Here is a 13,206-nt window from a genome sequence, read left to right on the forward strand (position 1 = left end):
TCCGTTGTTCAGCCATGCAGGCGCCTAGCCGGGATTGCTGTATCGGGGATTGTCTTGACCGTGCCGTGGATGGCACCGGTGCTTTCGGTGTTCGCAGGGGAGGGCAGCAGGGTGAATGCGATCGCTGGCGCTTCCGTGCAAGGGGAAGCGCCAGCGTAACCGGCCCGGCATGATCGGTCGACTGGGCGAAGCGGGTCGTTCGCTGATCAATGAACTCCGAGCCTCGCCAGCGCACTCCGTCGCCCACTTTCAACTGCGGCAGTGCCTGCAGGCGGGAACTGGTGAGGCAGCACCAGGCCATGCATAAAACCACTCGAGTAAATCAATCTGATTTACAATTGCGTCCCTTTTTGCCGAGGCTGACGTTTCGTGGATGCCCAGTCGCTTGTCTTTGAGCACCTGACCGAGTGGGTAATTACGCCCGTTACCGACCAGTTTCTCGGCATTTTCAATATGAACGGTCGTTTCGGGGCCTTGTTCCTTTGCATCTCCTATGGCGCAGCCTACGGCCTGTTCCGTTTCAGGAAGCGGCGCGGCCTGAGCGACGCCCAGTCGTTCTGGCAATTCATCGGTGGCGCCCGGGTACATCTGCATCCCTCGGCGCTGCTGGACTACCGCTACTACTTCGTGCGGGCCATCCTCAAGGTTGCGCTGGTGCTGCCCGTCGTCCATCTGGTCGACCCCTACATCCTGCGCTCCGGCGATTACCTGGCCTTTTTCAGCAACCTCTGGGGCGCGCGCCCGCGCCTGGGCGAGAACCTTGCACTGTCCCTGCTCTACGGGTTGGGGGTGTTCCTGCTAAAGGACTTCATCCATTACTGGGCGCACCGGGCCTTTCACTCCCGCTGGCTCTGGGCCTTTCACAAGGTCCATCATTCGGCGCCCGTGCTGGTGCCGGCGACGGCGAGCCGGGTGCATTTCGTGGAAAAGATCGTCGAGAAACTGAGCACCGGCATTGGCATCGGCTTCTACGCCGGATGCTTCTGGTACCTTTGCGGCGGTGAAGTCAGCCGCTACACCCTGTTCGGCGTGACCTACCTGGTGTTCATCTTCAACAGCCTGGCGGCCAACCTGCGGCATAGCCATGTCTGGCTGTCGTTCGGCCCGCAGCTGGAACATGTGTTGAACAGCCCGGCCCAGCACCAGATCCATCACAGTGATGCCCCACGCCATTTCAACCGGAACTTCGGCACCAACCTGTCCCTCTGGGACTGGATGTTCGGCACGCTCTATGTCACCACATCAACGCCCGAAAGCATCCGCTTCGGCACTGGCGAGCAAGACCACCAGCGTTACCTGACGGTCTATAGCCTGATTGTCACGCCCTTTGTCGAAACAGGCCGCAAGGTCCTGGTGAAATGCCAGCGCAAGGCTGTGCTTGGCGCGTCCGGCAGGGCAGGCCGTTAGCTGGTCCCGTGTTTGTTGCGAACGACTGACCGCTCAGGTGGGGAACTGGGCTATCCAGTGCCTGGCAATCTCTTCGCGCCGGCAGACCCACACCCCGTCGTGGCCCTGCACGTAATCGAGAAAGCGCGCCAGCGCCATCGCACGACCAGGATGGCCACTGATCCGCCCATGCAGGCCCATGCTCATCATCTTCGGGTGGTGCGCGCCCTCCTGCCACAACAGGTCGAAAGCATCCTTTAGCAGCCGGAAGAAGTCTTCATCGCAGGCGAAACCATTGGGCAGCAGATAGCGGGCGTCGTTGTTGACCAGCTGGATATCCAGCGCGGGCAGGGCGGCCAGTAATACCCGGTTTATCGGGTTCTCGTGGATGATTGCCAGCACTTGTTCGTCAGTCAGTGAATGCATGGGTACCGTCCGTGGTGGTTGCAATGCGGCTTGCCGTGATCCCATTGGAAGATCGTCCAGCCCGTTGGCCTGTGCCGGCGCGTACTCTGTGGGAGCGGCTTTAGCCGCGAAGAATCCAACGCGGTGCATGGCACCGGCTGCGCCGGTGTTCGCGGCTAAAGCCGCTCCCACAGGTTCCCTGCTAATGCAATGAGTTATGTGCTGCTCTATGAGAGCCCGCCCGCCGCCGTGGCGCTGAGCAGCGTCGGTTTTCGTGTAGTTGGGAGGGTTTACCTGCGAACTGGGCAGTCGGGGCTAGTCCTGAAAGCGTTATTTACACAGTTCTGCGCTACGGTGCGGACGATGGGTGGGTGTGTGTTTCCGTTGCGATGGCGTGGTCGCCCTTACACCTCAATCTACGCCAGCCATCCGAGAGTCACGCCGTCGTTTCGGATAATCGCGATCAATTGTTATCGCGCCATTCTTTCGCCAGTCGAGCCAGATACTGCATGGTCGAAATATCCCGGGCTTTGGTGTGCGCATCCGGCCATAAAAAGGCCAGTATCAGATAGCGATCTTCATACAACTCGCCCTGGACGTAGATGAGTGCTGCGTCATCACCCGGCCGTCCCATCTTGCAAACTCTGTCATGCTGAGGAACGTTTTTGGGGAATAGGGCAGGCGGGATGCAGATATGGATGTGCATCAGACAAGCCTGAAACGCAAGTGGCGGCTGCGTGTAAGGTACGTCCCGCCCGAATATCGAGGGGATGAGTTGGCGCCTGGATTCGATGTAGCGTAGGAATTCGCTTTTCAACACTTCCGACAAGCCGGGATGTTTCGCATCGACAGGAAGGAAGAACTCTTCAAACGTTTCGGGATGAAATGAAACCTCGACTGGCATTGGTCACCTTACGCCAGTCGGTTGAGCTTGCGGGTAGTGTGATCGGCAAGATCGCGAAGGCCAGGGGCACTCAGTGCGCTCTGGAACTCATCCGGCGTGAGGAAGAACTGCTGGTAGATCCCATCGATGACAACCATTTTGCTGCGTACCTTGGCCACTGCTCGGCGCAGGTTCTGGTGCTCATCGTAAAGAGCGGTTGGCACGTTTGCCGCTTGCAGTCCGCCCTCCAACTGCCTTACCGCTTTGAGCAACTCAGCATTCTTGAGGTATTTGGTCTGGTCGAAGGTGTCCGATTTCATGAGTGCAACGACACGCCTCGAATAGATCGACTCCAGGACCAGCCAGCCATGAGTCAGCTCAGCGATTACGCTGCGCAGGTCAGGGGAAGAGGGGGGAGTAGCGCTGGCTTCACGAACCTCAACGGCACGTGATTGAAGTGAGAGAGTTGTGTAATCACCCACCAATGCGAGCGCGGCGACGATGAGCGCCGGTGCTGCTGCTTTGACTGGCATGAATACCTCCATTTGCTGCTCGGATTTTGCTGCGATTACTGAAAACTTGGGGGCAATTATCGGCGTTGAAGCCTGATAGTCAATTGCTGCCAAGTCTGGAAATTGTAAGCCTAAAAAACGTTGAGCGTATGGTTCTGGTGCGTCGGTGCGAGCTGGTCCTACAAGACCGAATCAGTTTTTTCCCCTTCCTCGTAGTCCATTTCTGAATCATCCTTTTCAAGCCGTTTCACCATTGCGATGGAAACCTGAGCCCCCTAGTCTCGCCCTGTCGTTGCAAATTCAACGACCGGGTCTGCAAGCCCGATGCTTGGTTTGGTCTCAGTTTGCTGTTGGCTTCGTTCAACGGTGGCTGCGTGCGGGTGGTCTTCGGGCCAGCCGGGAATCGACCTCCAAGCCCGGTCTTGCAGGCCCGCATGTAGCCGCCACCCTATCATCTGCAAGTGATCTGGCGACGGTCCGACTTGTTATTGTCTGGAGGCTGTCATGCTGAAACTCGTTCCCGATCCACCTTTCTCCACTGAGTCACCCCATCACCTGGAAGACACCCTGATCCAGGCCACGGAATACGTGCTCTGCGCCTTGTCCGTAGGCCATCACGCGATAGCCTCGCTCCCCAGGTCTCCCGCCACGATCATGACCCTCGCGGTCATGCATGAAATGGAGGCTGTGCGCACGCTGCTGGAGTCGGCGATTGCGCAGGTGCAGCTCCGGGACGGGCAGCCGGTGCATACATTGCATTGGGCTGATTTTCAAATTTTGCCAGCCTGGGCGGTGTGGTTTTCCTGCCAGGGACTGCAACCGGGAAATCGCACTGGCCGGCAGATTCAAAAGAGGGTTTCAGATGGACAAGGAATTGGATGACGACACCGGCACACTGGGCCTGACCGTAGGCGCGGCCACGTTCCTGGACGGTGTGCTGGACGGCAGGAAACTGTTCCGCGTAGAACCGGGAAACTGCTGCGACCATGCCATCGAACAAGCGTCGGTCTTGATGGATTGCTCACGGCGAGCATCGTTTATCGGGGTTATGGACAACGAACCGGTGCTGGTCTGGGCTTCGCACTTTCTTTGCGACATGGCCAAGGCGCTGATGGATGACGCGCATATGGGCATGCGCAAGAACCGCTGACCTGCCCCCGGGGCGGCGATGTTGTACAGGCAACAGCGATCCAGCAGCTTGTTCGACCGCATTCAGCCAACATCGCCGCCAATTTCAGCTAACCAATTGAAATAAAAACACTTTAAAGCCTGGCATGTTTGCTGCTCCTGCCTCCTTGAACCCGAGGATCACCAAGGAGCCTTACCATGAGCCACGCCCCGATCAAGTTCGCCTACTGGGTCCCCAACGTCAGTGGTGGCCTGGTGGTCAGCACCATCGAACAGCGCACCAGTTGGGACATCGACTACAACCGCAAGCTCGCGCAAATCGCCGAACAGGCTGGTTTCGACTACGCCCTGTCGCAAATCCGTTTCACCGCCGGCTACGGCGCCGACAACCAGCACGAGTCGGTCACCATCAGCCACGCGCTGCTCGCTGCCACGGAAAAGCTCAAGGTCATCGCCGCCATCCTGCCAGGCCCGTGGAACCCGGCGCTGGCGGCCAAGCAGCTGGCGAGTATCGACCAGTTCACCAACGGCCGCATCGCCATCAACGTGGTCTCGGGCTGGTTCAAGGGCGAGTTCCACGCCATCGGCGAACCCTGGCTGGACCACGACGAACGCTATCGCCGTTCCGAAGAATTCATCCGCGCGCTGAAGGGCATCTGGACCCAGGACAACTTCACCTTCAACGGTGACTTCTATCGCTTTCGCGACTACAACCTCAAACCCAAGCCGCTGCAGCAGCCGCACCCTGAGATTTTTCAGGGCGGCAGCTCGCGTGCCGCACGGGACATGGCGGCGCGCGTGTCGGACTGGTACTTCACCAACGGCAACAGCGTGGAAGGGATCAAGGCGCAGGTCGACGATATCCGCGCCAAGGCGGCGGCCAACGGCCATTCGGTAAAGGTTGGAGTCAATGCCTTCATCATCGCCCGCGACACCGAAGAGCAGGCGCGTGCGGTGCTGCAGGAGATCATCGACAAGGCCAACCCCGAGGCGGTGCGGGCGTTTGGCCAGGAAGTGAAGCATGCCGGTTCTGCCAGCCCGGAGGGCGAGGGCAACTGGGCCAGGTCCAGCTTCGAAGACCTGGTGCAGTACAACGATGGCTTCAAGACCAACCTGATCGGTACACCGCGGCAGATTGCCGAGCGCATCGTTGCGCTGAAGGCGGTGGGTGTTGATCTGATCTTGTCCGGGTTCCTGCACTTCCAGGAGGAAGTAGCGTACTTCGGCGAACATGTGCTGCCGCTGGTGCGTGAACTGGAGGCCGGGCGCAGCGTGGACAAGGCGGTGGCCTGAAGCCGGTGCCATGCACCGCGTTGGATTCTTCGCGGCTAAAGCCGCTCCCACAGGGTACGCGGACCGCTTGCGAACTCAGTTCTCCAAGCGACAGCGCAGCAGACTGCATAAGGCCAGAAACAACCCGCGTCGGTTTCAGGATGCGCCTGGTCGTTCGCACGCAACCCCCCGGCGCCACAAGTGCCATGCTTGCAGGATGCCTCGGACCAGCGCGCGCAGACGTGCGGCCGCAGGCAAGGAGGCCGCTGGCACCACGCAACCGTGACGTGGCCGGCGTGCCGCAGCAGAACACGCCGGATACCTGCCCCCACAACAATTCAGGCAGGGTCCGTGATGCCGAGGTCCGCTGTATGCCTGATGAATTGCTCCACCTGCCTGTGATCCACCGCATTCTGGCCCGTGACAAGGATACCCCCGGCGCGCTGTTGCCGATCCTGCATGCCATCCAGCACGACATCGGCTACATCCCCGATGCCGCTGTCGCCGAAATTGCCCATGCCCTGAACCTCAGCCTGGCCGAGGTGCGTGGGGTGATCAGCTTCTACCACGATTTCCGCACCACGCCACCGGCGCGCCACACCCTGCGCCTGTGCCGCGCCGAGTCGTGCCAGAGCCGGGGCGCCGAGGCGCTGGCCGCGCAACTGCGCGAACAGCTGGCGCTGGACGACCACGGCACCAGCGCCGACGGCGCCATCAGCCTGCGCCCGGTGTACTGCCTGGGCGCCTGTGCCTGCTCGCCAGCGCTGGAACTGGACGGCCAGGTGCATGCGCGCCTCACCCCGGAGCGCCTGAGCGCGCTGGTCAACGCTTGCCAGGAGGACGCAGCATGCTGAAGCTGTACATCCCCTGCGATTCGGTAGCCCGTGCCGTGGGCGCCGACCAGGTCGCCGATGCCTTGCAACGTGAGGCCGAGCGCCGCCAGCTGCCGCTGGACATCCAGCGCACCAGTTCCCGCGGGCTGTACTGGCTGGAACCGCTGCTGGAGTGCGACAGCGCGCAAGGGCGCCTGGGTTTCGGCCCGATCACCCCGGAAGACGTGCCGTCCTTGCTCGACGCCTTGACCGGTGAGCCCGGTGAACCTGGTGGCCACTCGCTGGCCCTGGGGCCGGTCGAGGACATCCCTTACCTCAAGACCCAGCAGCGCCTGCTGTTCGCCCGCGCCGGCATCACCCGCCCACTGTCGCTGGACGACTACCGTGCCCATGGCGGTTTCGCCGGCCTTGAAGCGGCCGTGGCCCTGGACGGTGCCGAGGTGGTCGCCGCCGTGCTCGATTCCGGCCTGCGCGGCCGCGGCGGTGCGGCGTTCCCGGCCGGCATCAAGTGGCGCACCGTGCGTGACGCCGGGGCCGGGCAGAAGTACGTGGTGTGCAACGCCGACGAGGGTGACTCCGGTACCTTCGCCGACCGCATGCTGATGGAAGGCGACCCGTTCCTGCTGATCGAAGGCATGATCATTGCCGGCCTCGCTGTGGGTGCCGACAAGGGCTACATCTATGTGCGCTCGGAATACCCCGACGCCATCCGCGTGCTCGACCAGGCTTTCGCCATCGCCCGTGACGCCGGCTATCTCGGCAGCGACGTGGCCGGCAGCGGCCAGGCCTTCGACCTGGAAGTGCGGGTCGGCGCCGGCGCCTATATCTGCGGCGAAGAAACCGCGCTGCTCGAATCCATCGAAGGCAAGCGCGGCATCGTCCGCGCCAAGCCTCCGCTGCCCGCGCTGCAGGGCCTGTTCGGCCTGCCGACGCTGGTGCACAACGTACTCACCCTGGCCTCGGTACCCATCATCATGGCCAAGGGCGCGGCGTTCTACCGCGACTTCGGCATGGGCCGCTCGCTGGGCACCATGCCGTTCCAGCTGGCCGGCAACATCCGCCAGGGCGGCCTGGTGGAACGCGCCTTCGGCCTGACCCTGCGCGAGCTGGTGGAAGACTATGGCGGCGGCACGGCCAGCGGCCGGCCGCTGAAGGCCGCGCAGGTGGGTGGCCCGCTCGGTGCCTGGGTACCGCCCAGCCACTTCGACACACCGCTGGACTATGAAGCCTTCGCCGCCATGGGCGCGATGCTCGGCCACGGTGGTGTGGTAGTGGCCGACGACACCCTGAACATGGCCAGCATGGCGCGCTTTGCCTTGCAGTTCTGCGCCGAGGAGTCCTGTGGCAAGTGCACCCCGTGCCGCATCGGCTCGACCCGCGGCATGGAAGTGGTCGACCGGCTGATCGCCACCAGCGACATGACCGAACGGCATGACCAGGCTCTGTTGCTGCGCGACCTGTGCGACACCATGCAATACGGCTCGCTGTGTGCCATGGGCGGCATGACCGCCTATCCGGTGGCCAGCGCGCTGAAGTACTTCCCCGCCGATTTCGGGCTGACCCACACGGAGGCCGCGCAGTGATCAATTTCTTCGACCCCGCTTCTGATAAAAGCAGCGACCTCGGCACCCCGGCCCGTGACAGCGAGATACAGGTCAGCCTGAGCATCGATGGCCGTGCCATCACTGTGCCCGCCGGTACCTCGGTGATGCGTGCCGCGGCCATGCTCGGCACCAGCATTCCCAAACTGTGCGCCACCGACAGCCTCGAAGCCTTCGGCTCATGCCGCATGTGCATGGTGGAAATCGAAGGCATGCGCGGCTACCCGGCCTCCTGCACCACCCCGGTCAGCGAAGGCATGGTGGTGCACACCGAAACCCCACGCCTGGCCGGCCTGCGCCGCAACGTGATGGAGCTGTACATCTCCGACCACCCGCTGGACTGCCTGACCTGTTCGGCCAACGGCAACTGCGAGCTGCAGACCGTGGCCGGCCAGGTGGGCCTGCGCGAGGTGCGCTACGGCTACGACGGCGCCAACCACCTGGCCGAGAAAAAGGACGTATCCAACCCGTATTTCGACTACGAGCCGAGCAAGTGCATCGTCTGCAGCCGCTGCGTGCGTGCCTGCGAGGATATCCAGGGCACCTTCGCCCTGACCATCACCGGGCGCGGCTTCGAATCGCGGGTGGCGGCGGCGGGTGGTGAAAACTTCCTCGCCTCCGAGTGCGTGTCGTGTGGCGCCTGCGTGCAGGCCTGCCCGACCGCGACCCTGACGGAAAAGAGCCTGGTACAGCTGGGCCAGCCCGAGCGTGCGGTCATCACCACCTGCGCCTATTGCGGCGTCGGCTGCTCGTTCCGCGCCGAAATGAAGGGCGACCAGCTGGTGCGCATGGTCCCGGACAAGAACGGCGGCGCCAACCACGGCCACGCCTGCGTCAAGGGCCGCTTCGCCTGGGGCTACGCCACCCACCCGGACCGCATCACCAAGCCGATGATCCGCAAGCGCCTGGAAGACCCATGGCAGGAAGTCAGCTGGGACGAGGCGGTGACCTACGCCGCCAGCGAGTTCCGCCGCATCCAGCTGAAGTACGGTCGCGATTCCATCGGCGGCATTACCTCCAGCCGTTGCACCAACGAAGAAGCCTACCTGGTGCAGAAACTGGTGCGCACGGCGTTCGGCAACAACAACGTCGACACCTGCGCGCGGGTATGCCATTCGCCCACAGGCTATGGCCTGAAGCAGACCCTGGGTGAGTCGGCTGGTACACAAAGCTTCGACTCGGTGATGCAGGCCGACGTGGTGCTGGTGATCGGCGCCAACCCCACCGACGCCCACCCGGTATTCGGCTCGCAGCTCAAGCGCCGCCTGCGCCAGGGTGCGCGGCTGATCGTGATCGACCCGCGGCGCATCGACCTGGTCGATTCGCCGCACGCCCGCGCCGAGCTGCACCTGCAGCTGCGCCCCGGTACCAACGTGGCCATGCTCAACGCCCTGGCCCACGTGATCGTCACCGAAGGCCTGCTGGCCCAGCGCTTCATCGATGCCCGCTGCGAAACCGAAGATTTCGCCCGCTGGCGCGACTTCGTCAGCCTGGCGGAAAACGCCCCCGAAGTGCTTGGCCCGGTCTGCGGCGTGCCTGCCGAGCAGATTCGCGCCGCCGCCCGGCTGTACGCCACCGGCGGCAACGCGGCGATCTACTACGGCCTGGGCGTGACCGAGCACAGCCAAGGCAGCACCGCGGTGATGGGCATCGCCAACCTGGCCATGGCCACCGGCAACATCGGCCGCGAAGGGGTAGGGGTGAACCCGCTGCGCGGGCAGAACAACGTGCAGGGCTCGTGCGACATGGGTTCGTTCCCTCACGAATTGCCCGGCTACCGGCACATTTCCAACGAGGGCGTGCGCGCCGAGTTCGAGCGTGCCTGGGGCGTGACCCTGCAGCCGGACCCGGGCCTGCGCATCCCCAACATGTTCGAAGCGGCGCTGGACGGCAGCTTCAAGGCCTTGTACTGCCAGGGCGAGGACATTGCCCAGAGCGACCCCAACACCCAGCACGTCACTGCGGCCCTGCTGGCCATGGAATGCGTGGTGGTGCAGGACATCTTCCTCAACGAAACAGCCAAGTTCGCCCATGTGTTCCTGCCGGGCAGCTCGTTCCTGGAGAAGGACGGCACCTTCACCAACGCCGAGCGGCGCATTTCGCGGGTGCGCAAGGTCATGGAGCCGCTGGCCGGCAAGGCCGACTGGGAGGCGACCGTGGCCCTGGCCAATGCCCTGGGCTACCCGATGAACTACCGCCACCCGTCCGAGATCATGGACGAGATCGCCCGCCTGACGCCCACCTTCCACCGCGTCAGCTACGCCGAGATCGACCGCCACGGCAGCCTGCAGTGGCCGTGCAACGACGCAGCGCCGGATGGCACGCCGACCATGCACATCGACCAGTTCGTACGTGGCAAGGGGCGCTTCATGCTTACCGGCTACGTGCCCACCGAGGAGAAGGTCAACAACCGCTACCCGCTGCTGCTGACCACCGGGCGCATTCTCAGCCAGTACAACGTCGGCGCCCAGACCCGGCGCACCGGCAACGTCGCCTGGCATGACGCCGACCGCCTGGAAATCCACCCGACCGACGCCGAAAGCCGTGGCATCCAGGACGGTGACTGGGTCGGCATCGGCAGCCGCGCCGGGCAGACGGTGCTGCGCGCCAAGGTCAGTGCGCGGGTGGCGCCGGGGGTGGTGTACACCACGTTCCACTTCCCCGAGTCGGGGGCCAACGTGATTACCACCGACAACTCCGACTGGGCCACCAACTGCCCTGAGTACAAGGTGACGGCGGTGGAGGTGGTGAAAGTGTTCCAGCCGTCGCAGTGGCAGAAGCGCTACCAGGACTTCAGTGACGAGCAGCGACGCTTGCTGAAGGAGCGCCGTATTGCGGAAAAAGCCGAGGTGCGCCGATGAGCAGTGAGAACCTGGTCAAGATGGCCAACCAGATTGCCCATTACTTCGACAGCGAGCCAGACCGGGCGCTGGCGGTGCAAGGGGTACGGCAGCACCTGCAGAGCTTCTGGACGCCGGCGATGCGCCGGCAACTGGCGCAATGGATCGAGGCCAATGCAGGGGAGGGGCTGGACCCGAAGGTGCAGGAAGCGTTGGCCTAGCGTTTGGTGTTGAATGGGGCTGCTGCGCAGCCCATCGCCGGCAAGCCAGCTCCCACAGGTACTGCACATGACTTGAGGTCAATGCGGTCGATGTGGGAGCTGGCTTGCCGGCGATAGGGCCCTGACAGATTGAACTCAGCCGCGGGCCAGTTCCGCCTGATGGGCAATTGCCTCCTCGCTCTTGAGCACCAGCACATCCCCCTCCAGCGCATCCAGCACCACCTCCGAGGTATTACCAATCAACGCCCCGGAAATCCCCGTGCGGCACACCGTGCCGATCACCGTCACCACGGCATCCAGCTTCTTCTCGGTATGCGGTATCAGCACATCCGCCGGCCCTTCGGCCACATGCAAGCGGTCTTCGCTGATGTCGTACTCTGCCTGGAATGCCTTGCACGCCTCGCGGTAGCGCTTTTCGATGGTCTCGCTCAGCTGGTACACCGGGTCCGACGCCGACAGCATCGGCGACGGATGGGCGCTGATGACGTGCAACTCACCCTTGGCCAGCGCAGCAATGTCATAGCCATGGTCGATGATGCTGGCATGCAGGCGGCGGTGGTCCTCGTCCTGGTTGCCCACGTCCACTGCGGCCAGGACCTTGCCGCCGGTCCACGGCCGCTCGCTCTTGACCATCAGCACGGCACACGGGCACTGGCGCAGCAGCTTCCAGTCGCTGGGGGTGAGCAGGGCCTTTTTCAGTGGGTTGTCCGGGCGGTGTTCCTTGATCACCAGCTCGCAGCCCTCGGCCTGCTGCACGTAGATGATGGTGTCGTGCAGGTTGTCGCGCCAGGCCTCTTCATGGGTGACGTTGTCGTACCCGTCATCATGCAACTGGCTGCTCAGCAGGCTCAGCAGCGCGCTGTGGTCATGCCTTTTGTCGCACATCAGCAGGTGCAGGCGCGCGCCGGTGACACCGGCGATCAGCTTGGCCCGGGTCAGCGCCCGGCTGTGGGCGTGCTCGGGGTCGAGGACGACGAGGATGCTGCGGACGGCTTGCATGGGCGTTAACTCCCTTCAAAGGTGGCGACCAATGCCTGACTATAGTCGGCGCTTCCCCCGCTGGCGCTTGATGTACATCAAGCATAGTCACTGGCGCCGCCCGCCGCCGCCGGTATAATCGCCGGCCCTGCCTGTTCTTTGTGGTTGCACGCTCATGTCCCTGATCCCCGAAATCGACGCCTTTCTTGGTTGCCCGACACCAGACGCCTGGATCGAAGCGGCGCTCGCCGACCAGGAAACCCTGCTGATCGACCACAAGAACTGCGAATTCAAGGCTGCCAGCACCGCCCTGAGCCTGATCGCCAAGTACAACACCCACCTCGACCTGATCAACATGATGTCGCGCCTGGCCCGCGAGGAGCTGGTGCACCACGAGCAGGTGCTGCGCCTGATGAAGCGCCGCGGCGTGCCGCTGCGCCCGGTGTCGGCGGGGCGTTATGCGTCGGGGCTGCGGCGCCTGGTGCGCGCCCACGAGCCGGTCAAGCTGGTGGATACGCTGGTGGTGGGGGCGTTCATCGAGGCGCGCAGCTGCGAGCGCTTTGCCGCGCTGGTACCGCACCTGGACGAGGAGCTGGGCCGCTTCTACCACGGCCTGCTGAAGAGCGAAGCGCGCCACTACCAGGGGTACCTGAAACTGGCGCACAACTACGGCGATGAGGCAGACATCGCCCGCCGGGTGGAAGTGGTGCGCGCAGCGGAGGTGGAGCTGATCCAGTCACCGGACCAGGAGCTGCGCTTCCACAGCGGTATCCCGATGGCGCAGGCCGCCTGATTCGCACCAGGCGGCCCAGGCGTCAGTGACGGCGGCCCAGCAGCAGGCCGACCACCAGCCCGAGGCCGGCGGAAATGGCCACGGTCTGCCACGGGTGGCCGCCGATGTAGTCCTGGGTAGCCTCCACCACCGGTTGCGCCTTGCTACGCACCTTGTCGGCGGCATGGCGCGCCTGGCGTAGCTTGAGGCTTACCTGCGCGCGCAGGGTTTCCGCCTCGTCACCCACCAGGGCGGCGCTGTCGTTCAGCAGCCTTTCCGATTCTTCGATCAGCGCCTGCAGTTCGCTGAATACCTGGTCCTTGATCTGATCGCTGTCGGCCAGCGCGGCGTTTTTCCGGGCCATGAACTCGTCCT

The 13,206-nt window shown here is 63.5% G+C and carries 12 protein-coding genes and 2 pseudogenes; 9 read left to right on the forward strand and 5 right to left on the reverse strand.

Features of this window, described 5'->3' with window-relative positions; all coding sequences use genetic code 11:
* Positions 1-369 precede the first annotated feature (369 nt).
* Positions 370-1,407, forward strand: coding sequence for a sterol desaturase family protein (locus tag ABX298_RS18970; protein ID WP_367393474.1), 1,038 nt, complete (start codon positions 370-372; stop codon positions 1,405-1,407).
* Between the two features lie 33 nt (positions 1,408-1,440).
* Here ABX298_RS18970 and ABX298_RS18975 read toward each other — a convergent pair.
* The 3 genes and pseudogenes from ABX298_RS18975 to ABX298_RS18985 all read right to left on the reverse strand — a co-directional run.
* Positions 1,441-1,716, reverse strand: a pseudogene (locus ABX298_RS18975) (chitin deacetylase); the annotation flags it as partial.
* A 538-nt stretch (positions 1,717-2,254) separates the two neighbouring features.
* The gene (locus ABX298_RS18980; protein WP_023660674.1) at positions 2,255-2,695 is read right to left on the reverse strand and encodes a type II toxin-antitoxin system YafO family toxin; all 441 of its coding nucleotides are present in this window, start codon (positions 2,693-2,695) and stop codon (positions 2,255-2,257) included.
* 8 nt (positions 2,696-2,703) lie between these two features.
* Entirely contained in the window at positions 2,704-3,207 is a 504-nt protein-coding gene (locus tag ABX298_RS18985; RefSeq protein WP_054572328.1) for a hypothetical protein, read from the reverse strand.
* Between the two features lie 483 nt (positions 3,208-3,690).
* On the opposite strand from ABX298_RS18985, the pseudogene ABX298_RS18990 reads away from it, so the two are divergent.
* From ABX298_RS18990 to ABX298_RS19020, 7 genes and pseudogenes are all read left to right on the forward strand, one after another.
* A pseudogene (locus ABX298_RS18990) lies at positions 3,691-3,945 on the forward strand (hypothetical protein); the annotation flags it as partial.
* Positions 3,946-4,048: 103 nt separating this feature from the next.
* Positions 4,049-4,336, forward strand: coding sequence for a DUF3077 domain-containing protein (locus tag ABX298_RS18995; protein WP_085617267.1), 288 nt, complete (start codon positions 4,049-4,051; stop codon positions 4,334-4,336).
* Between the two features lie 176 nt (positions 4,337-4,512).
* Positions 4,513-5,607, forward strand: coding sequence for a dimethylsulfone monooxygenase SfnG (gene sfnG, locus ABX298_RS19000; protein WP_025338349.1), 1,095 nt, complete (start codon positions 4,513-4,515; stop codon positions 5,605-5,607).
* A gap of 350 nt (positions 5,608-5,957) precedes the next feature.
* Positions 5,958-6,440, forward strand: coding sequence for a formate dehydrogenase subunit gamma (locus ABX298_RS19005; RefSeq protein ID WP_367393475.1), 483 nt, complete (start codon positions 5,958-5,960; stop codon positions 6,438-6,440).
* The gene (locus ABX298_RS19010) at positions 6,434-8,002 is read left to right on the forward strand and encodes a formate dehydrogenase beta subunit (protein WP_367393476.1); all 1,569 of its coding nucleotides are present in this window, start codon (positions 6,434-6,436) and stop codon (positions 8,000-8,002) included. Before ABX298_RS19005 ends, ABX298_RS19010 begins: the two co-directional genes overlap by 7 nt.
* On the forward strand, positions 7,999-10,881 hold the full coding sequence (gene fdhF, locus ABX298_RS19015) for a formate dehydrogenase subunit alpha (protein WP_367393477.1): 2,883 nt from the start codon (positions 7,999-8,001) through the stop codon (positions 10,879-10,881). Before ABX298_RS19010 ends, fdhF begins: the two co-directional genes overlap by 4 nt.
* Positions 10,878-11,081: a formate dehydrogenase subunit delta gene (locus tag ABX298_RS19020; RefSeq protein ID WP_015269628.1), complete on the forward strand. Its 204-nt coding sequence runs from the start codon at positions 10,878-10,880 to the stop codon at positions 11,079-11,081. The genes fdhF and ABX298_RS19020 overlap by 4 nt, the downstream gene beginning before the upstream one ends.
* Positions 11,082-11,216: 135 nt before the next feature.
* Here ABX298_RS19020 and ABX298_RS19025 read toward each other — a convergent pair whose 3' ends face one another.
* Positions 11,217-12,080, reverse strand: a complete 864-nt coding sequence (locus tag ABX298_RS19025) for a universal stress protein (protein ID WP_075044239.1) — start codon at positions 12,078-12,080, stop codon at positions 11,217-11,219.
* A 154-nt stretch (positions 12,081-12,234) separates the two neighbouring features.
* On the opposite strand from ABX298_RS19025, the gene ABX298_RS19030 reads away from it, so the two are divergent.
* Positions 12,235-12,852: a tRNA-(ms[2]io[6]A)-hydroxylase gene (locus tag ABX298_RS19030; protein ID WP_075044240.1), complete on the forward strand. Its 618-nt coding sequence runs from the start codon at positions 12,235-12,237 to the stop codon at positions 12,850-12,852.
* Between the two features lie 22 nt (positions 12,853-12,874).
* Here ABX298_RS19030 and ABX298_RS19035 read toward each other — a convergent pair whose 3' ends face one another.
* Positions 12,875-13,195, reverse strand: coding sequence for a YqjD family protein (locus ABX298_RS19035; RefSeq protein WP_025338355.1), 321 nt, complete (start codon positions 13,193-13,195; stop codon positions 12,875-12,877).
* Positions 13,196-13,206: the final 11 nt, after the last annotated feature.

Source organism: Pseudomonas sp. X4, assembly GCF_040784925.1.
Classification (GTDB): domain Bacteria; phylum Pseudomonadota; class Gammaproteobacteria; order Pseudomonadales; family Pseudomonadaceae; genus Aquipseudomonas; species Aquipseudomonas putida_Z.

Bases quoted from the DNA above. Each gene is read 5' to 3' on its own strand.
- ABX298_RS18980 (WP_023660674.1), bottom strand. From the start codon at position 2,695: ATGCCAGTCGAGGTTTCATTTCATCCCGAAACGTTTGAAGAGTTCTTC.
- ABX298_RS18985 (WP_054572328.1), bottom strand. From the start codon at position 3,207: ATGCCAGTCAAAGCAGCAGCACCGGCGCTCATCGTCGCCGCGCTCGCA.
- ABX298_RS18995 (WP_085617267.1), top strand. From the start codon at position 4,049: ATGGACAAGGAATTGGATGACGACACCGGCACACTGGGCCTGACCGTA.
- sfnG (WP_025338349.1), top strand. From the start codon at position 4,513: ATGAGCCACGCCCCGATCAAGTTCGCCTACTGGGTCCCCAACGTCAGT.
- ABX298_RS19005 (WP_367393475.1), top strand. From the start codon at position 5,958: ATGCCTGATGAATTGCTCCACCTGCCTGTGATCCACCGCATTCTGGCC.
- ABX298_RS19010 (WP_367393476.1), top strand. From the start codon at position 6,434: ATGCTGAAGCTGTACATCCCCTGCGATTCGGTAGCCCGTGCCGTGGGC.
- ABX298_RS19020 (WP_015269628.1), top strand. From the start codon at position 10,878: ATGAGCAGTGAGAACCTGGTCAAGATGGCCAACCAGATTGCCCATTAC.
- ABX298_RS19025 (WP_075044239.1), bottom strand. From the start codon at position 12,080: ATGCAAGCCGTCCGCAGCATCCTCGTCGTCCTCGACCCCGAGCACGCC.
- ABX298_RS19030 (WP_075044240.1), top strand. From the start codon at position 12,235: ATGTCCCTGATCCCCGAAATCGACGCCTTTCTTGGTTGCCCGACACCA.
- ABX298_RS19035 (WP_025338355.1), bottom strand. From the start codon at position 13,195: ATGGCCCGGAAAAACGCCGCGCTGGCCGACAGCGATCAGATCAAGGAC.